The organism is Aporhodopirellula rubra (genome assembly GCF_014192335.1).
Lineage (GTDB): Bacteria > Planctomycetota > Planctomycetia > Pirellulales > Pirellulaceae > Rhodopirellula > Rhodopirellula rubra.
The window spans coordinates 271906-291874 of the sequence record NZ_JACHXU010000004.1; the positions used below are offsets into that span (position 1 = coordinate 271906).

General features: G+C 54.5%; 15 protein-coding genes. 12 read left to right on the top strand and 3 right to left on the bottom strand.

Annotated features, from left to right (window positions below):
* Positions 1 to 476 precede the first annotated feature (476 nt).
* The 4 genes from FHS27_RS31005 to FHS27_RS07620 all read left to right on the top strand — a co-directional run bounded on the left by FHS27_RS31005 (position 477) and on the right by FHS27_RS07620 (position 3771).
* Positions 477 to 902 (top strand): hypothetical protein, encoded by a 426-nt coding sequence (locus FHS27_RS31005; RefSeq protein ID WP_246419243.1) that lies wholly within the window; start codon positions 477 to 479, stop codon positions 900 to 902.
* Between the two features lie 476 nt (positions 903 to 1378).
* Positions 1379 to 2455: a DUF1559 domain-containing protein gene (locus FHS27_RS07610; RefSeq protein ID WP_184303730.1), complete on the top strand. Its 1077-nt coding sequence runs from the start codon at positions 1379 to 1381 to the stop codon at positions 2453 to 2455.
* A 102-nt stretch (positions 2456 to 2557) separates the two neighbouring features.
* Positions 2558 to 3367, top strand: coding sequence for a DUF4198 domain-containing protein (locus tag FHS27_RS07615; RefSeq protein ID WP_184303732.1), 810 nt, complete (start codon positions 2558 to 2560; stop codon positions 3365 to 3367).
* 50 nt (positions 3368 to 3417) lie between these two features.
* Positions 3418 to 3771, top strand: coding sequence for a hypothetical protein (locus tag FHS27_RS07620; RefSeq protein WP_221224939.1), 354 nt, complete (start codon positions 3418 to 3420; stop codon positions 3769 to 3771).
* A 1-nt stretch (position 3772) separates the two neighbouring features.
* On the opposite strand, the gene FHS27_RS07625 is transcribed toward FHS27_RS07620, so the two are convergent.
* Positions 3773 to 4168, bottom strand: coding sequence for a TspO/MBR family protein (locus FHS27_RS07625; RefSeq protein WP_184303734.1), 396 nt, complete (start codon positions 4166 to 4168; stop codon positions 3773 to 3775).
* Positions 4169 to 5126: 958 nt separating this feature from the next.
* On the opposite strand from FHS27_RS07625, the gene FHS27_RS07630 reads away from it, so the two are divergent.
* The 7 genes from FHS27_RS07630 (at position 5127) to FHS27_RS07660 (ending at position 14029) form a co-directional block, all read left to right on the top strand.
* Positions 5127 to 5291: a hypothetical protein gene (locus FHS27_RS07630; RefSeq protein ID WP_184303736.1), complete on the top strand. Its 165-nt coding sequence runs from the start codon at positions 5127 to 5129 to the stop codon at positions 5289 to 5291.
* Positions 5292 to 5451: 160 nt separating this feature from the next.
* On the top strand, positions 5452 to 6660 hold the full coding sequence (locus FHS27_RS07635) for a DUF1559 domain-containing protein (protein WP_184303738.1): 1209 nt from the start codon (positions 5452 to 5454) through the stop codon (positions 6658 to 6660).
* A 715-nt stretch (positions 6661 to 7375) separates the two neighbouring features.
* Positions 7376 to 8611 (top strand): DUF1559 domain-containing protein, encoded by a 1236-nt coding sequence (locus tag FHS27_RS07640; protein WP_184303740.1) that lies wholly within the window; start codon positions 7376 to 7378, stop codon positions 8609 to 8611.
* A 164-nt stretch (positions 8612 to 8775) separates the two neighbouring features.
* Positions 8776 to 8943: a hypothetical protein gene (locus FHS27_RS07645; protein ID WP_184303742.1), complete on the top strand. Its 168-nt coding sequence runs from the start codon at positions 8776 to 8778 to the stop codon at positions 8941 to 8943.
* A gap of 549 nt (positions 8944 to 9492) precedes the next feature.
* On the top strand, positions 9493 to 10854 hold the full coding sequence (locus FHS27_RS07650) for a sulfatase family protein (RefSeq protein ID WP_184303744.1): 1362 nt from the start codon (positions 9493 to 9495) through the stop codon (positions 10852 to 10854).
* Between the two features lie 183 nt (positions 10855 to 11037).
* On the top strand, positions 11038 to 12468 hold the full coding sequence (locus FHS27_RS07655; RefSeq protein ID WP_184303747.1) for a sulfatase: 1431 nt from the start codon (positions 11038 to 11040) through the stop codon (positions 12466 to 12468).
* 55 nt (positions 12469 to 12523) lie between these two features.
* Positions 12524 to 14029, top strand: coding sequence for a sulfatase family protein (locus FHS27_RS07660; protein WP_246419244.1), 1506 nt, complete (start codon positions 12524 to 12526; stop codon positions 14027 to 14029).
* A gap of 37 nt (positions 14030 to 14066) precedes the next feature.
* Here the strand turns inward: FHS27_RS07660 and FHS27_RS07665 are convergent, their stop codons facing one another.
* Together FHS27_RS07665 and FHS27_RS07670 are read right to left on the bottom strand one after the other, a co-directional pair.
* Positions 14067 to 15446 carry a sulfatase family protein gene (locus FHS27_RS07665; protein ID WP_184303749.1) on the bottom strand — a complete coding sequence of 460 codons (1380 nt, stop codon included), beginning with the start codon at positions 15444 to 15446 and terminating at the stop codon, positions 14067 to 14069.
* Positions 15447 to 15594: 148 nt separating this feature from the next.
* The gene (locus FHS27_RS07670) at positions 15595 to 17946 is read right to left on the bottom strand and encodes a glycoside hydrolase family 95 protein (RefSeq protein ID WP_184303751.1); all 2352 of its coding nucleotides are present in this window, start codon (positions 17944 to 17946) and stop codon (positions 15595 to 15597) included.
* Between the two features lie 434 nt (positions 17947 to 18380).
* On the opposite strand from FHS27_RS07670, the gene FHS27_RS07675 reads away from it, so the two are divergent.
* Complete coding sequence (locus tag FHS27_RS07675) at positions 18381 to 19898, top strand: sulfatase (RefSeq protein ID WP_315854494.1); 1518 nt, start codon at positions 18381 to 18383, stop codon at positions 19896 to 19898.
* Positions 19899 to 19969 lie beyond the last annotated feature (71 nt).

The window sequence follows — 19969 nt, forward strand, 5'->3', positions numbered from 1 at the left end:
GAATCGATTGAATGACAGCCGATACGAACCATCACGCCGAACTGTAGTGGTCCCGCGATCCCAAGATGGCATTGCTTCAAGGGCCACCACCGCGTTGGCTGCCGCGACAACGCCGAGCACAACATCCGGCGTCTCGGACTTTGCGGATTCCAGAACTCGTCTCGATTGGATAGACTTGCCCGCGTGAGGAGCGAGCCGCCGATTCGGCCCGTTTGAATTTTCAACTGACTTTGTTTTCCGCCCTACAACTCTATCGTGCGAGTTCGAGATCGCTTCGGCGACCGATTAGCGCTGCGCTGCTGATCGTGATTGCGATCGGGATTGTAGGACTGCCGCTCTCCGCCCCCCGCCCGGCAACGACAGAACGTTTTCCTTGCGAAAAATGCCCCTGCGGGTGCGCCACGGCCGAATTTTGCTGGGACAAATGCTGCTGCCACTCCGACACTGAAAAACTCGCGTGGGCACAGAAAAACGGCGTGCAACCGCCCGATTTCCTGGTCGCCCGCGTGGAGGCCTCGGGACCAAACTTCTACGCTCAGAACGTCGCTCGACCAGGCACGATCGCTCCCGCCGAGACCACACGTAACGACTCCTCCGCACCGCAGTCGTGCTGTTGCTGCCAACAATCAAACTGCGATGTCCCCGAACCCGACGCGGTCGCGGCATCGGATTCGAAAGAACAAACGAAGGCCGAGAATGACGGGCCCCTTCGCCTGGTGATGCTCGAGGACGCCGCCCGGTGCCGCGGCATCCAACTGTTTTGGTCGATCTTTTCCGAAGCGGTCATTGATCCGCCCACAGTGGCGATCGCCTCGACGCCGCCTTCCTTTCTGTTTTTGCTCGCGATCGAAGATGATCGCGCCCTCTCTCGGACGCTCTGTCCCGATCCGCCGGTGCCGTAACGGCCCGCGGTCTTCCCGAGATACGCTCGCAGTTTACCGACGGTGGTCTGCCGTGTCGTGTCTCGATCTTCATGGAATCAGTGCACTTTTGGTGCTCAGTCGACGGGCAGATTCGTCGGCCATTGTCACATCAACGATGTGAGATGGCAGGCGATGCGCCGGAGTGATTCGTATCGGACGCGTTGTGATGCCCTTCATCACGATGACCGATTGCATCACATCCGCATGTCATTCGCTGCATCGAGAAATCCCGCTGCCGCGTGGGTGTTCCGGGGTCTTGCTCCTCACACCAGCGTGGTCACCGCCACCGACGCGGTAGCGTCCTCTCGACCGCTTCCGAATCACCCTCAAACACACTCACCGAAATCTCATCGGATGTCGGCGGCTGAAAATGCGCGCCGACCGTACGCCGCGTATCAACGTCAACATGACGAACGACGCACTCACCTCTTAACAAAACCCTCAATTCAATTGATATGAAACCGAACACTCCTTTCCACCGTCCCGCATTCACGCTCGTCGAATTGCTCGTCGTCATCGCCATCATCGGCGTACTCGTCGGACTACTGTTACCGGCAGTGCAATCCGCCCGCGAGGCCGCTCGCCGAATGCAGTGCGGCAACAATCTGAAACAGATCACGCTTGCGATGCACAACTACGAAAGCGCCCATCGAAAGCTGCCCGCAAACTACACCACTGGTGCTGGCATCTCTGGAAACTTTTCCGTGTTCGCGCAGATGGCCCCTTTCTACGAACAGGGCAACATGCTCGACATGATTCACTTCGACCGTCCACTGCATGTCGGTTGCTGTCCCGGAGAACTAGTCACCCCTCACGACACCGCCGCAGCCTCGATGATCCCGACGCTGGCATGCCCCAGCGAAGATTACGAACGCACATTCACCGTCACGACTCTTTCCGGCACCGGGCCATCACAGAGTTACGCGGGAACCAACTATGGAATGAACACGGGCACCGGTGTTGGCACACTCTACGACACTCGGGTTCCCACCGACGGGATCCTATGGATCAATTCCAAAGTCGGCTTCGAAGCCGTCACTGATGGACTCAGCAACACCGCGGCATTCGCCGAACATCTTCTCGGTGTGCTCGAACAATCGCCGGCGGAACCCACTCTCGATGTCATGCGTCGTCGTGTGATGTTCAACGTGACGTGTGCTTTCATCAGTCGTTCACTGCCACCGACTGCACCGGGGATGACGGGCTACGTGCTCCCCGAGGATCCCAATGAAATGGAAGTGTACACACGTGCCAGTAGCCTGCACCGCGGCTGGTCGGGACAACGCGGCGCCGGATGGATCAACGGACGTGAATACTGGACCGGCTACACGCATTACCATCCGCCACAAAGCGGCATCCCCGATGTGCAAAGTTGTGGATGGGGCGTGTTCGGATCACGCAGCAACCATCCCGGCGGAGTCCACGTCGCCCGCTGCGACGGAAGCGTCGGGTTCGTCAACGAAAGCATCGACCTCGATGTCTGGCGTGCCTTGGGCACGCGCAACGGACACGAAGTCATGGACGAACTCTAACCGTTCGCAAGCACTCACCAGTTTATCGACGCGTCATGCCGCCCCCCTCAGCAGACGCGTCGCCATCGAATCTTCGTTCCTTTCCAAAAAATGAAACCTTCCATGACTCGCTACACAACTCTGCTCGCCGTCGCCCTCTCGTCAATCACCACTCAAATCGCAAACGCTCACGACGTTTGGCTGCAAACTCAATCACCCGTCATTCGAACCGGAGAAATTGCGCACGTCGATTTACGGCTGGGCAATCACGGCAATCACCATCGCGATTTCAAACTCGCCGGTCGCATCGACCTTGACTGGGTGTCGGTCGATCACTTCAAACCAGACGGAACGTCCACCGATCTGCGTGAGGTGATGTTCACAACCGCTTCGGCCGAAAAAGAAGGCTATTGGACAACGCCAATCGTCGTCGACCAACCGGGAATGCACTGCCTCGTCGAGCAACTCGACCGCGTGATGCAGCACGGAAAATCGGTTCGAGGCATCCGAACCGCCAAGTCCTATTTCCTGGTCGCCGATTCGCTCGATTCGCCCACGGTCGATCGACATGTGCACAACCGACCACTCGACCTGCCGTTCGAGTTGGTGCTGCAAACATGTCCGATCACCGAAACGACTGCTGGCCAACCGATCACTGCACAAGTGTTGCATCACGGCAAACCGATCTCCGATGTCGTCGTCAGCTTCATTCCTGAAGGCATCGAACTGACAGGGGAATTTGATCCCGAATATGAGTTTCGCACCGACGAAAACGGGATGGTGAGCTTCACACCCAAATCCGCAAATTTGCACCTCATCGTCGCCCATCACGCGGCGAAAGACGAGCGATCCGACGAGTACGAGTTCACGAGTTACGCATCAACGATCACGTTGCACGTCCCGAATCAAATTTGCAACGTATCTTCTAAATAGTGGGATCCGTTCCACTCACACTTTGCCCCCTTTTGATTTTGGAATTTCAGATGAAACACACCCTCTTCTCCCTAGCTTTGCTAGGGATCGTGGTGATGACCGGTTGCAATTCGGCTCCCGAAGAACTGGCATCACAAGCACTGCTCGAAGCTCCGCCGAGCGAAGAAATTTTGGCCGCTCTGGTTCAAGCCGACAAACTCGACGGAACCGAAGACCACGTGATCGGAAAATGCTACGTCTGCCAACTCGGCATGAACGGCAAGCCCGAATTCACCACCGAAGCACACGGCTACACCGCACACATGTGCAGCAGTTACTGCCGTGATCACTTCACCTCCGATCCCGATGAAGTCATCTCGAACACCGAGATTCCCGCGAAACCGGAAAACTTAGCGGCGCACTAAGTCATCGATTCCACCAAGTAATCGACAATTGGAGTATCGTCGCGAGCGATACCCAAATCAGATACGGCACTTGAGCAATTGCGACCCAGCGGTGGTGCTTCCAGATAACAAGCATCATCGCCGGGATCGTGACCCACACGATCAAGATATCAATCGCGGCCAGCGGAAGGTTTCGCAGTCCAAACTGGATCGGCGTGAAAAGCAAATTTGCGAGAAGGTTGATCGCAAACGGAATCGTGACTTTCCAAGGAATCTTCTTTCGCAGCAATTGCACGAAGACGTATCCGAACGAAATCAGGATGATTGGATACAGAATCTGCCAAATCAATCCGATCGTGGACGGTTCGGGGGTCCACGATGGCTTTTCGAGTGCGTCATACCAATCTTTCCAATTCATCGAATCTGCCCAAAGCTTGAATTTCAATTTCAGTGTTCAGAAGTCAATCATCTTCAGGGATGCTAGAGGCACGGTATCGCCATCCTGATTCGAGCGTCTGACGCCGGTGATAATACGGCGACGTCACTCTCATCACCGGCCTGCTGAAGGCTCAGGACTTTCTGAGTGGCCAGGCCACATCTCCACAAGAATCGAAACACCGACCGCACAACCATGCGCGTTTTCGCATTCTTTTTACGGCAAATCACATGCCCGTGGCGATCGCCCTTACTTAACCTTTATCTATAGGTTTGCCGGCGTGAACTAGCCGATGCTTTTTGAAGTCACCTTAACCGCGATCCAGGTTCTAAACGGCACCCATTTCATTGCTCGTCGTTTCGGTTCTGCAACGACTCCTCGCGATGCGTCACGTTTCTCATATGGTGCCCCTCTACTTCCACCATTCACTCCCAAAACACCATTACTCTCCACCTTATTTGAACACGAAGGCACCTTATTCGACCACGAAGGCACCTCGTTAGAACACGTAGGTGACTGTCAAACGACCTAGCCCTTCTCGCGTTCAACTCACCTGTTTCCGCTTCCAGCATCGCGAACTCAATGCGATGCCCTAGAGAACGTTTAAGTGTCAGCAGTTCCGTTGAGCAATGTAATCGGATCGTTCGCCACTTAAAACTTTTCCATCCAACTTAAGACTCCTGCGAACCGTGCCCACAACTTCCTGCGGTAGTTTGAAAACTCACGAAAACGCAAGAAGAACTCGGCTAATTGTTTCCACGACCAAACAATCAAAGTGGCAATTAACAAACGCCACTTGATTGTCCGCCACGCCCCCGCTCGCCACACATTTTCCATTTTGGCAAGGACGTCGCCACACGCTCATCGATTTTCAATCAACTTTTTCATGGACGCGTGACTACGCGTAATTCTTTCTTTTCTCTTTTATGGAGAGTCTTCAATGAAGCGATTTACTCACATTGCCATCGTCTTGTTCGCCTTAACCGCTATTGCGGGATGTGGCGAAGAAGGTGGTGCCGTAGGAACTGACGATGAAATCCAATCCTACATCGACGAACACGGAAGTCATTCTAGTGACCCCGGTCCGAGTCCACTGACCGACTGATCCGATCTCTCGAGTTTTATCAGAGAGTGTGTTCATTTCACGCTCCGCGATTCGTATCCAGTGTCTGCATTTGTATTCGGCGAAACGGTTCTTGCAGTTTAGCCATCCATCGACCACACGTTGTTTCACTTATCCTTATCGATAACCAAGGTAGTTAAAAATGCCTCCGAAAATTCGAAGCCGAAAAGGCTTCACTCTTGTCGAGTTGCTTGTTGTGATCGCCATCATTGGCGTGTTAGTCGGCTTATTGCTTCCTGCCGTGCAAGCGGCTCGGGAAGCGGCACGTCGCATGAGCTGCAGTAATAATTTCAAACAGATTGGCTTGGCCATTCACAATTACCATGCTGCCTACAACCAAATGCCCCAACAGGGCTCAGGCACTGGCTTAGCCATTGGCAACCCTTACGAAACGCCTGGTGCCAATGAATACCGCCTCAGCTTCCTCGTCGGAATCACGCCCTTCATTGAACAACAGGCGATCTGGGAACAGATCAGCAATCCTTACCAGACCACTGGTGGAACCTTTCAATCGATGGGACCACTTCCATCACTCTCGCTCGCGGAATACAACCCAAACCCCTATCTACCTTGGATTACTGATATCGCCGGATATCGCTGCCCGAGCGATCCGGGAAGAGGCCTTCCAAGCATGGGACGCACGAACTACGCGGCCTGCATGGGCGACGCCAATCACACAACCATTGAAGGCGAAACCTATCGTCTCAACTCAAGTGCGTTGAACAACGCCGCCCGACTGACTAACGTCGGTATCGCTGCTCGAGGCGCCTTCGTGTATCGAAAGAAAATGGCATTTCGAGACATTCTCGATGGTCTTTCGAACACGATCATGTGCGGTGAAATTCTGACAGACCTGGGTGACCGAGACATCCGAACGACACCTGCCAACGCAGGAGGTCGGACTACCGCGCAGTGGAGTGCCGGCGGCATCTTACGTTGCCGCGCACCAGGCTTCATCGATCCCGAACGCCCGCGTTTCTGGACCGCAACACAGGCAGTTGAAGCGTCCAGCGAAGAGCGACGCGGATCAAAGTGGATGTGCGCCATTGTCCTCTACTCTGGTTTTCACACGATGTTACCTCCCAACACCGAAACGTGCTTTCATGGTAATCGGCACCAGGAGTACATTGCTTCGACGAGCAGTCATCACCAAGGCGGCACGCACGTGTTGATGGGCGATGGAGCGATTAAGTTCATTACCGACTCCATTGACGCCGGTAACTCCAATTCCCCACAGGTTAAAACGCCTGACCAAGCTGGCGTTCTCGCAGCAGGATCGGAAAGCCCCTTCGGTCTTTGGGGAAGTCTCGGCACTCGAGCTAACAAAGAAACGATCAGCTCAGAATTCTAAGCCTTAACGCGATCTGTCGAACCGCACTCTCCCACTCAGCGACCTTCGTGCCGCTGAGTGGGATGTTTTTTGGTGAATGCCTGTCTTGGAATTCTGACCTTCGACAACGCCGCCGAACCGTTGCTTCTTTTGCTCCCGTCGGGCGAAAATGATCGCTCACAATCGATCCGCGCCAATGAGTTTTCCATCGGCGTGATCTCTTAACGAGAGCTGCATCTCAGCTATAAACCAAAGCTCAGGCCGTCGCGGATTTCGTTGAGTAGTCCGCTACTCAGCGACGCCAGCCGTAACTCTCGACGAGCTTTACCTCCTCCGTGCACTGCTAGCACAGCGAACGAGCAATCCAGCGGCACCTCTGAACGCATACTTGCGCATCTGTTGGCTCACATCACTCCCTACGGCGACGCCGAGGGGCTTCGGCAAGCAGACCAAAGGATTCGCCGCACTCTATTGCATTGGTCCAATTCAGTTTTCACAAAGACGTGGCAACAAGGGAGAGCGTACCGCGAGGCTCCTGCGCAAAACTTGAATTGTGCGCCGAAACATCAAAGCGTGGCGTGAGAAACACAGAACTAAAAAACGGTGATGGTAAATTCAATTTTACGTGAATGTAGTTGCGGCCCTGCAGCGAGTTTTACCTTCAAATGTTCAGTAGCAGGAACCGCGATTGCATTGGTTCAGTATCAGTTTGGCCTTTTGACTTTGGAACATCGTAATGCGTAAAGACATCGGACGAAGTGGATTCACACTCGTCGAACTCCTCGTGGTCATCGCGATCATTGGAGTGTTGGTCGGACTACTCTTGCCGGCCGTTCAAGCCGCACGAGAAGCAGCTCGTCGAATGAGTTGCAGCAACAACTTCAAGCAAATCGGCTTGGCGATACACAACTACCATTCCGCCTACAACCAGTTGCCTACTCAATGCGGTGGAACTCACACGGTTTCGCGGCGAGAATACGCTCCTGGACAAAATGCTCTCGAACTTTCCGCGTTGGTCGGCCTCACTCCGTTCATCGAACAGCAAGCGATGTGGGAGCAACTTTCTAATCCTTACCAAGTCCCAGCCGGCCAACCTGGCGCAGGGAACATTTACTCTCCGATGGGCCCTTATCCGGGCCGAACGTTCGACAAGCTCACGAACGCTCAAGCAGGACCGTACAATCCGTTCGAATCAGACATCCCAACGTTTCGATGCCCCAGCGATCCTGGCGTCGGGCTTCCTGCCATGGGACGCACCAACTACGGCGTGTGTATGGGGGACTCCATCACCCAGACCAATGCTGCGGCAGTAATGAACCACCTGGGAGTACCGCATGCTTCGTCTACCGTCGCGTCAGCAAACGTCAGCAACCGCGGCTTCTTCAAATGCCAGATGAAGTCAGCCTTTCGAGATGTACTTGATGGATTGTCCAATACGATTGCGATGGGTGAATTCATCACTGACCTCGGCGATGACGATAAACGCACACGTCACTTAAACGGTACGTCCACGCGAAACGTCAAATCACCAGGCGGCGCATTGGCATGTGAGCCCTTCATTGACTCTGAACGCCCTCAATTCTGGGACTCAAGTGCCCCGTTCGCCAGCAACGCTCAGATCGACAACCGACGCGGTTATCGCTGGGCTTGGGGTATTCCGATCCACACCGGAGTCTACGCAGTCTTACCTCCTAACCGAGAGCTTTGCTTTACCCAAGACTGGTATCAATCCGAGGGAATTTGCCCACCAAGCAGCCGACACCAAGGTGGGGCTCATATCCTGATGGGTGACGGTGCTGTCAAGTTCATCACCGACTCCATTGAAGCCGGGAACCCATCCGGCCGAGCGATGGTTTCCACTGCAACCGTGAACACGGACCCGTTGTCAGTTGCCGGTGCTGAGAGCCCCTTCGGACTGTGGGGAGCGCTTGGCACTCGCGCATCGCGAGAAGTGGTCGACGGAGAGTTTTAATTTCGTAATTCCAAACGCAGCAGCCATCGCGTCCGATCTCCGGACGAGATGGCGGGCTCGCGGTTGCTTCTTCTGTCTTGCCTACTCCCAAAAGCATCGAAGCGAAGTGTGTTGCTCTCGGAGTATGTTGCCTTCTTCCTTCCATCTAAAAGTCTGAGTTTACTATGAAGTTCTTAGTCCATTCGTTTCTTTTGCTGCTCGCCGTATGCTTCGTGGGGTGTGCGGACGAGAAACCAGCGAGAACCTACGACATTTCAGATGTCGAGCAACTGTTGATCGACCACCCAGAGTTGGCCGAACCACCACCAGCGGAATATCGCGTGAAAGATTGAGCATTGAGCGATACCAAGCGAGCACAGCAGAGCAGAGACGCTTGCTCTCTCTTGCTGTGCTCGATTGATTCGCGAGAACTCGTCTCAGCCGCCATTCTTAGGACCTGTGAATCGAAACAGGCCTGAGTGGCATCTTTGCGTGCTGCGGCGTTGTTGCCATTTCGTTTCACGTCGCTGCGGCTCATGATTCATTGGTGATGCACCTGAAGTCGAGTTCGCCAGTTCGGTAGCACATTGATCACCTGCTAAATCACATCGCCCTGATCGTCGTATTTGCAATCAACGCTAGGCCAAACAAGCGGTCTCGATGCGAGTGGTTTTCGAGCCGATCGAGCAGCAAAGCTTAGGACGAAAACGCGAACAGTCCGCGAAAGCACGCTCGCAGAAACCAACGCATCGCGATCTTGTTCGAGTTCAAGACTCCTATCCGTTAACACCTCAACGTATTAGCCGGCTCTGGGGCGGCAACGTCGCCAGGGTCGCTTCCGCAACGCGAACCGCCCACCCCCTTCGCTTTAGCCAAGTCACCCATTCAACACGACGAGCAACATGAACAATCTCTCTCGCCTGCTCCCGCTTCTGTTAATAGTCGCAATCGCGACATCTGCCAGCGGCAAGACGCCGAACATTGTTTTGATCCTTTCCGATGACCAGGGTTACACCGACTATGGTTTCATGGGGCATGAGCAAATCGAGACACCAAACCTGGACCAACTGGCCAAGGAGAGCACGGTATTCCGGCGCGGCTATGTTCCGACCGCGTTGTGTCGCCCGGCGTTATCGACACTGATTACGGGGCTCTATTCGCATCAGAACAAGACGACCGGAAACGACCCCGCACGCACCCCCGCGAACAATGCTCACGCCGAAAGGGCAAGCAAAGACGCTCGCGAACTACTGCTGACACACATTGACCGCACCGGTGCTTTGCCTCATTGGCTGGCAAAGAAAGGTTACGTCAGTTTCCAGAGTGGAAAGTGGTGGGAAGGTTCTTTTGAACGCGGTGGTTTCACCGAAGGCATGACGAAGGGATATCCGAATCCAGGCGGACGACACGGTGACGCGGGTTTGGCTATCGGGCGCGAAACAATGACGCCTGTCACTGAGTTCATTGATCGCAGCGTGAAAGCGGAAAAGCCCTTTTTCCTGTGGTACGCCCCCGTAATGCCACACACTCCACACAATCCTCCGGCACGGTTTCTTAACAAGTACCTGAAAAAAGGCGTACAAGAACGAATCGCTCAGTACTACGCGATGTGCGAATGGTTCGACGAAACCTGCGGCACTCTGCTGGATCACATCGACGATTCGGGGATTGCCGACGAGACACTGGTCATCTACGTCACCGACAACGGCTGGATCCAGAAGGAAGTCGGTGGTTACGGACCACGATCCAAACGGAGTCCCTACGAGCTCGGCACTCGCACACCGATCATGTTCCGCTGGCCGGGGAAAATCCCGCCCGCGGATCGTCCCGAACTTTGTTCGTCGATTGATTTTGTACCGACCGTTTTAGCAGCCGCCGGAGCAGAAGGCCCGCACGACTTCCCCGGACTGAATCTGTTGCCCCAATTGAAGTCAGGCGAGACCATCGAACGCGATACGCTGTTTGGCGAATCATTCGCTCACGACATCGCTGACATCGAAAACCCAGCCGCCTCACTCCTGTATCGCTGGGTTATCAAAGGGCATGACAAGCTGCTGCTAACTTACGACGGAGCCCCAGGGTACATGAGGTATCCGCCTCAACATGCAGAGCCCCAGCTCTACAACCTGAAGGACGATCCGAAAGAAACGGAAAACCTAGCAGAGGCGAATCCGGCAAAAGTCGAGGAGCTCAGTGCACTACTCGACGAGTGGTATGTCCCCGAGCACCGTCAGGCTGGCAAGTTGGCTCCTCCTGCTGGGTAGGCACGGTCGAATCCATCAGACGCCAAATCTACAGTCCCGAAGCAATCCTCCCGGGCTCATCGGCGCAGGCCAAACGAAGCCTCGGAACTGCTGCACATTGCACCCTGATATCAGTGTGCCACTCCTTCTGCCGATTCGTTCTCGTGGCGTTCTTCAATCCCACACCATCTACAGAAACTAGCAATGCAAAAATTTAGAGTTGGGTATCTATCGGGTTCGTTGATCGCCCTCTTCGCCTTTTCGGCAACCGCGCCAGGCAAGAAATTGGAGACGGAAGGAAAACTGCCCAACGTTGTTTTGATCATGGCAGATGACCTCGGGTGGAAAGATCTTCACTGCTACGGCAACGAGCAAGTTGACACGCCCCACCTGGATCGCCTGGCACAGCAAGGCTTGCTGTTCACGGACGCCTATTCCGCTGCCCCCGTTTGCACCCCCACACGCGCAGCGTTGATGACGGGAGAATCCCCCGCTCGACTGAACATCACCAATCACGCCGGAGGCCACCCCGAGAATTTCCGAAAACCCGGAACGGACCTGATCACACCGACGTGGCTGCGGCATCTACCACTAGAACGAGTCACCCTGGCCGAACAACTCAAAGCAGCCGGTTATGCGACCGGATTCGTGGGTAAGTGGCATCTCTCGCATCGCAGCCGATCAACATCCGACACCGACGCGGACCAACCGACTGAACCGGAGTTACGGCCCGAACACCAGGGTTTCGATATCAACATCGGAGGCTGTCGTTTTGGCGGTCCCCCTAGTTACTTCAGTCCATACGGAATTCCCAATCTGCAGGGGAAAACCGACGGCGAGTACCTGCCCGACAGATGCGCCGACGAATGCATCGACTTTATCGAATCCGCCCAGGCAGACGGGAACCGACCGTTCTTCCTGTGCTGGTGGAATTACTCGGTTCACTATCCGTTTCAAGCTCCCGCCGACCTGATTGCTAAATACGAACAGCGCAATGGCCCGGGCGTCGAGAACCCGACTTATGCTGCGATGATCGAAGGCATGGACACATCGATCGGCAAACTCATCGATGCAATCGACCAGCAAGAATTAGGCAGCGATACGTTGGTGATCTTTACGTCGGACAATGGACCGTTTGCCGCAAACGTTCAACCGCTCCGGGCGGAGAAAGGTTTCCTGTATGAAGGCGGCATTCGAGTCCCGATGATCGTTCGCTGGCCCGGCCATGTCAGCGCCGGCACGCAAACATCGACGCCGGTGACCACCATGGACATTCATGCAACGATTCTAGACACCGCAAATTTTACAGCCGATCCATCCAACACCCCCGATGGAATCTCACTGCTACCGCTGCTCCGAAACGAATCGGAATTGGGACGAAAGTCGATCTACTTTCACTATCCCAATTACGCTTTTCACAAAGAGAACCGACTGGGAAGCGCCATTCGCTCGGGTGACTACAAATTGATCAAATTCTACGATGACGACTCCGTTGAACTCTATGACCTGAAAAACGATATCAGCGAGTCGCGAAACCTTGCGAAGGAAATGCCCGAAAAGGCGGAACGACTACGATTAGAACTGAATAAGTGGCTGAAAGAGACTAACGCGAGCCAACCGCAACGCGCGAAGTGATATCCTACCGAACGGTGAATCCCTACCACCTTCCGTGATTGCTTGAAAAAGTGAAATGAAGCCCCTCCTCCGTCGCATGCCTTTGCTCTGTTCGATCGCTCTCTTGTTGCTCGCGTGTTGTGTCGCGCAGGCATCGGACCGCCCACCCAACGTGATCATTTTTCTTGCCGACGACCTCGGTTACGGTGACCTAGCATGCTACGGCAACCCGATTGTTCAGACGCCCAATCTGGACCGATTCGCACGAGAGGGTGTGCGTCTGACGGACTGCCATGCCGGTGGCACGGTTTGTTCACCATCACGTGCCGCGTTGCTGACCGGGCGAAATCCTTATCGAAGTGGCTTCTTCTACATCCATGGAAAAGACACCTATCTTAAAGACGAGGAGGTCACTCTCGCTGAGGTACTCAAGGACCAAGGTTACGAAACGGGGTTCTGGGGCAAATGGCATCTTTCGACATTGGAAAAGACTCACTACGTCCATCCTGGGCCGAGCGAACAGGGGTTTGACTACTGGATGGGCACGACGCTCAACGCGTTCGACAAACTTGGTGGCCCCCGCCGCCCGAAGGCATTTATCAAGAACGGCGAACCCGTAGGCACCGTCGATGCCTGGTACTGTGACGTGATCGTTGATGACGCACGCGACTGGCTGGTAAATCAACGCAGCAAGCAGAAGCCGTTCTTCATGTATGTCTGCTCACACGAACCACACACCCCCATCGACCCGCCGGCGGAATACAGCAACCGATACGATAACGCCGAAGTGGATCAATTAGAAAAGCAAACCCAATACGGCCAAATCAGCCGACCGAAAAAGGATATTTCAGACAACAAGAAGGACTACTACGGAACCGTCAATCAACTCGACGACGCCTTCGGGCGTTTGATGAAGACGCTCGAGGAAGAAGGCCTGCGGGAGAACACCTTGGTGCTGTTCACCAGTGATAACGGTCCGGAAACACCGGTGACGGTGGAGGAGTCACTGGGCCAATGGGAAGACCCCATTCGCGACAAATGCTTCGGCTCGCCGGGCGTCCTCCGCGGAATGAAGCGGTTCCCCTACGAAGGCGGACATCGCGTGCCCGGATTGGTCCGCCTGCCGGGAGTCATTCCCGCAGGCACCGAGAGTCATGTGCTCTTCAACGGAACCGACATCCTGCCTACGGTCTGCGGCCTCACCGGCGCCAACGTGCCCACCAACCGGAACGTGGACGGCGTCGATGCCTCTGATGCATTCCTGGGTAGGACAGTCCAACGCGGCCACTCCGCCATCTGGTTCTATCCACACCACGGCGACACCTGGTTCCGCATGCCGCAAATTTCGATGCGTCAAGGCGACCTCACGCTCATCGCCTGGTTGCCCAAACGCACCGAAGGCGTCTCACTCGACGAGTGGTTCGCAACATCCGATCCCGACCGAGTAGCGTTGTACGACGTTTCGATCGATCCCGGGCAGAGCAACGACATCGCGAGCAAACATCCCGAAATCGTCAGCTCCATGAAAAAGGAAATGACCGCATTGTGGCGTGAGATGCGTGACGAAGGCCTATCGAAATAATTACTCATCGACTGCGATCAGGATGCCTTTGTCTTGGCTACTCGACTTCGTCGGATTTCGCCTTGAGATATTCCTCACTCAACTCTTCCGTTCTGGCTCGCATCTCAATGAGTTTATCGTGGTACTCAGGATTGTTCACGAGATTCGTTAGTTGATTCGGATCCGTTTGGAGGTCGTGCAAAAACTCGCCGCCGGACTCTTGTTCGTAATAGTTTGCATAAACATATCGTGTACCGCGGTAACCTTCCCACTTGGGAATGCGGTCATTCTCCATCCGATGCTCACAGAAGAATCCTTGACGCGTCATGCCGTCGCTCTGACCAACGAGCGATTTCCCCTGGAACCGAGCCGGCAAATCGACTCCCGCCAAATCGAGTAGCGTGGGTGCAATGTCCAGGTTCAGTGCAATGTCATCATTCACTTTTCCTACGGCATCGGGGATGCGTAGATCAGCGACGATTAGGGGAACACGCAATGATTGTTCGTAGTGAGACCACTTGCCCGCGAAACCACGCTCGCCCATGTAGTATCCATTGTCCCCCATGAAAATCACAACCGTGTTGTCGATCAGCCCCTGTTTGCTCAACTGCTCCATGACGCGACCGATATTGCGATCCAAGGCGGAAATCATACGAAAGTAGTTCCGCATGTTTCGGTCGTACTTTTCGGGCGTATCCCATCGCCAGTAGTAGCGGTCACGATGCATGGAGTCACGCAGAAACTCGGGCTGAGAATCGAAGTACACGCCCCCATCGAGTTCGGGACGAGGCATCTCGATATCCGCATACAGCTCTGATTCAGCGACCGGGTGCGGGTAATGGTTGACCTTGTCGCCATCCTGCGCGTGAGCCGCATTGAAACTCAATGACAAACAAAACGGTATATCAGCAGGGTTAGATGCAACGAATTCGATCGCCTTATCACCAGCGATATCCGTAAAGTGCCGAGTCGATTCGCCAACGCCTTTCTGACTGCGGCCAACCGGCTCGAATGAATCAAACATCTCGTTGATCGCCTGCTGGCCACCTTCAACTTTAACACCGAATTTGCCAACAAAACCTGTGCGATAGCCCGCTGCTTTCAATTTCGCAGGATAGCTATCCGAAACGTGCGCCGCGGAAATCGGAGGTTTGCCGAACGTGTACCCATGCGTCCGCTCAAACAGACCTGTGAAAAGCGTCGCGCGACTCGCGGCGCAAATACTGGTCGTGACAAAGGCATTTTCAAAACGCGCACCGCGTGCAGCGAGCTGATCAATGTTGGGTGTTTTTATGATCGGGTGACCGGCGCACCCGAGCACATCGGACCTGTGATCGTCCGACAGAAAAAAGATAATGTTCGGACGTTCGTCGGCATTGGCAAGTGACGGAGCCAATAGCAATACGATCGCGGAGATCGTGAAAAACAACGGTTTCATTCGGATACCTTCAGGAACAGGTTTGGGAGAGTGCTTCTCGTGGTGAATTTCTTTAACGTTGTGGCAGGGGAACAAATCGCAACTGGATTTCGCTTGAAGAAATGAGCCCTTTACCGGTTTGCTAGGCGGTTCAGGTGAGCCCAACGCTTCAGGAGTCCTTCTCACTTTCCTGTGGATTCAGATTCTGATCCAAGCGATAAGTTGCTCCGGTCGTGGTGTCCGATTCCCACGTTTTGCCTTGATAGGTAACCCGACAAGGCTGGCCCGATTTGGAACGGATTACCGCCGAGGTCAACTGCCCGTCTTTCCAGGTCAGATCCACTTCGAATCCTCCCCGGGCACACAGTCCTTTTGCGGAACCTGTTGGCCAAGCCGACGGAAGTGCTGGTAGCAACTGAATTTGGCCCGCATGACTTTGGAGTAGCATTTCGCAGTACCCCGCCGTTGCGCCGAGGTTGCCATCGATCTGGAAGGGAGGATGCGAGCAGAGCATGTTCGAATAGACTCCGCCACCGCTTTGGCCGTAGATGGTCTTTGTCTCGGCGACAAGGTTCAACAGACTCCGCAACAGCCGATGGGCACGATCGCCGTTTCCGAGCCTAGCCCAAAAATTGATTTTCCACGCTCGACTCCATCCGGTGCTCGCGTCACCGCGTGCGTCCAAAGAGACGCGAGCAGCCTCAGCCAGTTCCGGTGTTTCGGCCATGCTGATCTGTCGCCCCGGAAAGAGTGCGAACAAATGCGAGACGTGCCGGTGCTTGTCTTCGGGATCGTCCCGTTCGATTTCCCACTCCTTCAACTGCCCCCAGCTTCCAATCGCCGGTTTCAAGAGGTCGTCTCGCATCGCCGCAATTTCGTCCCGAAACTCTTTGTCGTCTCCTAACGCATCGGCGGCTTCGATGACGTTGGTAAACAGGTCGTAAACGATCTCCTGATCGTAGGTGACGCCCTCTTCGGGTTCATACTTGTACTGTTCCGGTGACCAACCGTCCGGTGTAACCAAAGTCCCGTCAGGACGCCGTTTGAGATGATCCTGCCAGAAAAGACAAATCTCCTTCAGGATCGGATACGCGGTTTCGCGCAGATAGTCGATATCGCGTCCAAAGGCATAATGTTCCCACAGGTGCTGCGCGTACCAGGCGCTTCCCGGTGGGTTCCATTTCCAACTCGATACACCGCAAGCATTGTTCATTGTCTGGATTGTCCATCCTCGGACATCCCCATAGCGCATTTGCGTTTTTTGGGCGCAGACTTTCCGAAGACTGGAAACGTAATCAATGAACGGGACATGACACTCGGCCAGGTTGCTGGTCTCCGCGGGCCAATAGTTCATCTCAACGTTGATATTGGAATGGTAATCGCCTGCCCAAGCCGGTCGGTTGCTGTCGTTCCAGACGCCTTGAAGATTGGCGGGCAAACTGCCGGGGCGCGAACAACTGATCAATAAATAGCGGCCAAACTGACAGAACAACGCCTCCAGGTCCGGATCCGCGACTTTGTTTCGCGTGTAGGCTTCTAGACGCTCCTTGGTACTCTTTTCGACTTGCGACGAATCGGGCGTGCCCAAGTCAAGAGAAACGCGACCGAACAGAGATTGATAGTCAGATACGTGCTCCGCTAGCAGCACATCCACGCTACGGCTTGCCGCAGAATCAACTCGCTGAGTCACCGCGGCGTGCGGATGTTCGCCGAGCCACTCCTTTGCGAAGTCCTGCTCAAAGCTTGTCCCGGCAGAGAGAAACAGTGTCACACTGTCCGATTTGTCAAAGCTTAAGCAAGTCGCGGGCAGCTCAATTTCCCATTGATTCTCAGGGACCGAATCATTCTCTGTAATCGACAGCTTGCCTCCTTGAGTCAACGCTTGCACCTGAGCTTCGTACTCAAACCCATTTTTCAGCTTTCCCACTGCCGCCAACCGATTGGCCGAGGCGGTAATCGGAGCGTTGTGCATGTCGGTCAGCCAGATGCGTCCCGAATACGCTGCGGGCTTGTTCGCTGCAAAGTGGACAACAATCACACCTGCAGGATGGCTGGCGAAGGCGATCTGTTCATAGCGAACACCTTCGTATTCATACGTCACGCGGTGAACCGCCCGTTGAATGTCAAGTTCCCGTCGGTAGTTGGTTACCTTTTCCGGGTCGTGCCCGAGTTGGACGAACAAATCACCGAATGCCTGGTAGCTTCCCATGTCGTCATTTTCAACGTACTCCTTCGACGCGAGGCGGCGACCGCCCCACAGACTGATTTCGTTGAACTGAATTCGCTCGAGGTCCGTGCGGCCAAACAACACTGCTCCCATCGGTCCATTTCCAATGGGCAGAGCCTCTGTCATCCACGTGTTTGCCGGATGCCTGTACCACAACGTGTTGGCACGCGCATCTTTTTCCACTGGCACGTCAGCGCCCCCAACATCGCCAGCGTGAGTGCCAACAATAATGGCGATCAAGCAGATCACCGCAGTCCATCGGGGCATCCGTGTAGAAGCAGCACTATTGTTCATACCTTCTGTATCCTTCTATCCAATTCTCTATGGGCGAAATGCGAAGCGTGGAACGCCCATTCCACTCCCTCTCTTGCCGGGAGGATGTTGACCAAGACTGGCCGACGATGCTGATACCGGGCGACGCAATCGACTTCAGATAGTACCAGCAGCCGATTGGATTGACTCGTAATACTTATTGATTTTTGCGACATCGATCCAGGGCATGCGCAATTTCGCGAGTGACAAAAGGTCAGCGCACACCGAATCGTCGACACTCACATTTCATGCTTTTAGTACTGCCTCTGAAGTGTGGTTCGGCAGGTTGAATGTGTTCCATCTTGTTATATTCGTGACGACATATTGAACAATGATCTTTGGCTAACACATTTAAGAAACGAAGACCCGTGAGAAATATCCTTTGGCTGGTGTTGACATGCTTGAGCATCTTTCCTGTGTCGACCTCAACGTTTGGAGAGGAGCAACGGCCCAATGTTCTTTTCGTTTCCATGGACGACCTGAATGATTGGATTGAACCGTTGAAAGGGCATCCTCAGGCGGTGACTCCCAACTTCACTCGTTTCATGCAGCGATCTGTCTGCTTCACCAATGCCAATTGCCCGAGTCCCGGTTGCAATCCGTCTCGCACGGCAATCATGACCGGCTTGGCCCCCTACACGTCCGGCGTTTACTCCAACTATCAAGACTGGCGAGAGGCGATACCGAACCACCGAACGATGGGATCCTATTTTCGTCAGCACGGTTATTTCAGCAGCGGTGCGGGCAAAATCTTCCACTACCACATGGTCGATCCTGATTGCTGGGACGAGTACTGGCCGTCGCAGCAGCAAAACATGCCCGAAGAAGCCTTTCCTGATTTCGCCAAATCCCCGCTCGCGACGGCGGACAACCCGACGCCAGCGACGATGAACATGCCCGCGTTCCACCAAATGTATGGGATGTTCGACTGGTCGGCGTTGGATATTCCCGACGAAGAGATGGGGGACTTCAAAAGCGTGGACTACGTGCTTCAGCAACTCAACAAGCCACGCGACAAACCGCTGTTCTTGGCGTGCGGTATATATCGACCACACCTGCCCTGGTACGTGCCTCGCAAATATTTTGACATGTTTCCGCTCGATGACGTGGTCCTTCCCAAACGATTAGAGAATGATCTTGATGATGTCGGTCCACGAGCAAAAGACATCGCCGTTCGAGGCGGAGGCTACCATCAGCACGTGGTGGATGCTGGTCAGTGGAAGCAAGCCGTCCAAGGGTATCTCGCTTCGATCGCGTTTGCCGATGCGATGTTTGGACGCTTGCTCGATGGTCTAGACGAGAGCGGCCAGCAAGAAAACACGATCGTCGTGCTGTGGTCCGACCATGGTTGGCAACTTGGTGAGAAGCAGCACTGGCGAAAGTTTGCGCTTTGGGACAACGTCGTCCGTTCGGTGTTGATGATCCATGTTCCCAAGAACACCCTCGGGCTGCGGGATGGTTCGGCCGACGGACAGTTGTGCCATCGTCCGGTTTCCTTGCAAGACATCTATCCGACTTTGGTCGACGTATGCGGATTGCCCGCAAACACCGAGATTGACGGACACAGTTTGACTCCCCTTCTCACAAAGCCAGACGCACCATGGGATCACGTCGCATTGACCACCTACGACTTTGGTGAGTTTTCGGTGCGCAGCGAAAGGTATCGGTACACGCGTTACATTGACGGCAGCGAAGAACTTTATGACCACCAATCCGATACGGAGGAATGGCATAACTTGGCCCGAGATCCGGAATATTCTCAGATCAAAAAACAACTAGCCGCTGAAATCCCCCGGTCACCAGCCCCGCTCGTAAAAACGTCCGAGAAACTGAAACCGCACCACATTCCCCCTTTCCGATCTCGGGCGGAGTACGACGAATGGCTGCAGCACGGCAAAGACAACCAATACTTGCTCGACAAGTACTGGCGATAAAAGTCTCGAGCGTTCGTGCAATTGAGGTTAGTTTTTAGAAGTAGCTAATTTCGCCAAAACGTAATCCACGG

Bases quoted from the DNA above. Each gene is read 5' to 3' on its own strand.
- FHS27_RS07645 (WP_184303742.1), top strand. From the start codon at position 8,776: ATGAAGTTCTTAGTCCATTCGTTTCTTTTGCTGCTCGCCGTATGCTTC.
- FHS27_RS07620 (WP_221224939.1), top strand. From the start codon at position 3,418: ATGAAACACACCCTCTTCTCCCTAGCTTTGCTAGGGATCGTGGTGATG.
- FHS27_RS07615 (WP_184303732.1), top strand. From the start codon at position 2,558: ATGACTCGCTACACAACTCTGCTCGCCGTCGCCCTCTCGTCAATCACC.
- FHS27_RS07670 (WP_184303751.1), bottom strand. From the start codon at position 17,946: ATGAACAATAGTGCTGCTTCTACACGGATGCCCCGATGGACTGCGGTG.
- FHS27_RS07630 (WP_184303736.1), top strand. From the start codon at position 5,127: ATGAAGCGATTTACTCACATTGCCATCGTCTTGTTCGCCTTAACCGCT.
- FHS27_RS07640 (WP_184303740.1), top strand. From the start codon at position 7,376: ATGCGTAAAGACATCGGACGAAGTGGATTCACACTCGTCGAACTCCTC.
- FHS27_RS07655 (WP_184303747.1), top strand. From the start codon at position 11,038: ATGCAAAAATTTAGAGTTGGGTATCTATCGGGTTCGTTGATCGCCCTC.
- FHS27_RS07665 (WP_184303749.1), bottom strand. From the start codon at position 15,446: ATGAAACCGTTGTTTTTCACGATCTCCGCGATCGTATTGCTATTGGCT.
- FHS27_RS07625 (WP_184303734.1), bottom strand. From the start codon at position 4,168: ATGAATTGGAAAGATTGGTATGACGCACTCGAAAAGCCATCGTGGACC.
- FHS27_RS07650 (WP_184303744.1), top strand. From the start codon at position 9,493: ATGAACAATCTCTCTCGCCTGCTCCCGCTTCTGTTAATAGTCGCAATC.
- FHS27_RS07610 (WP_184303730.1), top strand. From the start codon at position 1,379: ATGAAACCGAACACTCCTTTCCACCGTCCCGCATTCACGCTCGTCGAA.
- FHS27_RS07660 (WP_246419244.1), top strand. From the start codon at position 12,524: ATGAAGCCCCTCCTCCGTCGCATGCCTTTGCTCTGTTCGATCGCTCTC.
- FHS27_RS07635 (WP_184303738.1), top strand. From the start codon at position 5,452: ATGCCTCCGAAAATTCGAAGCCGAAAAGGCTTCACTCTTGTCGAGTTG.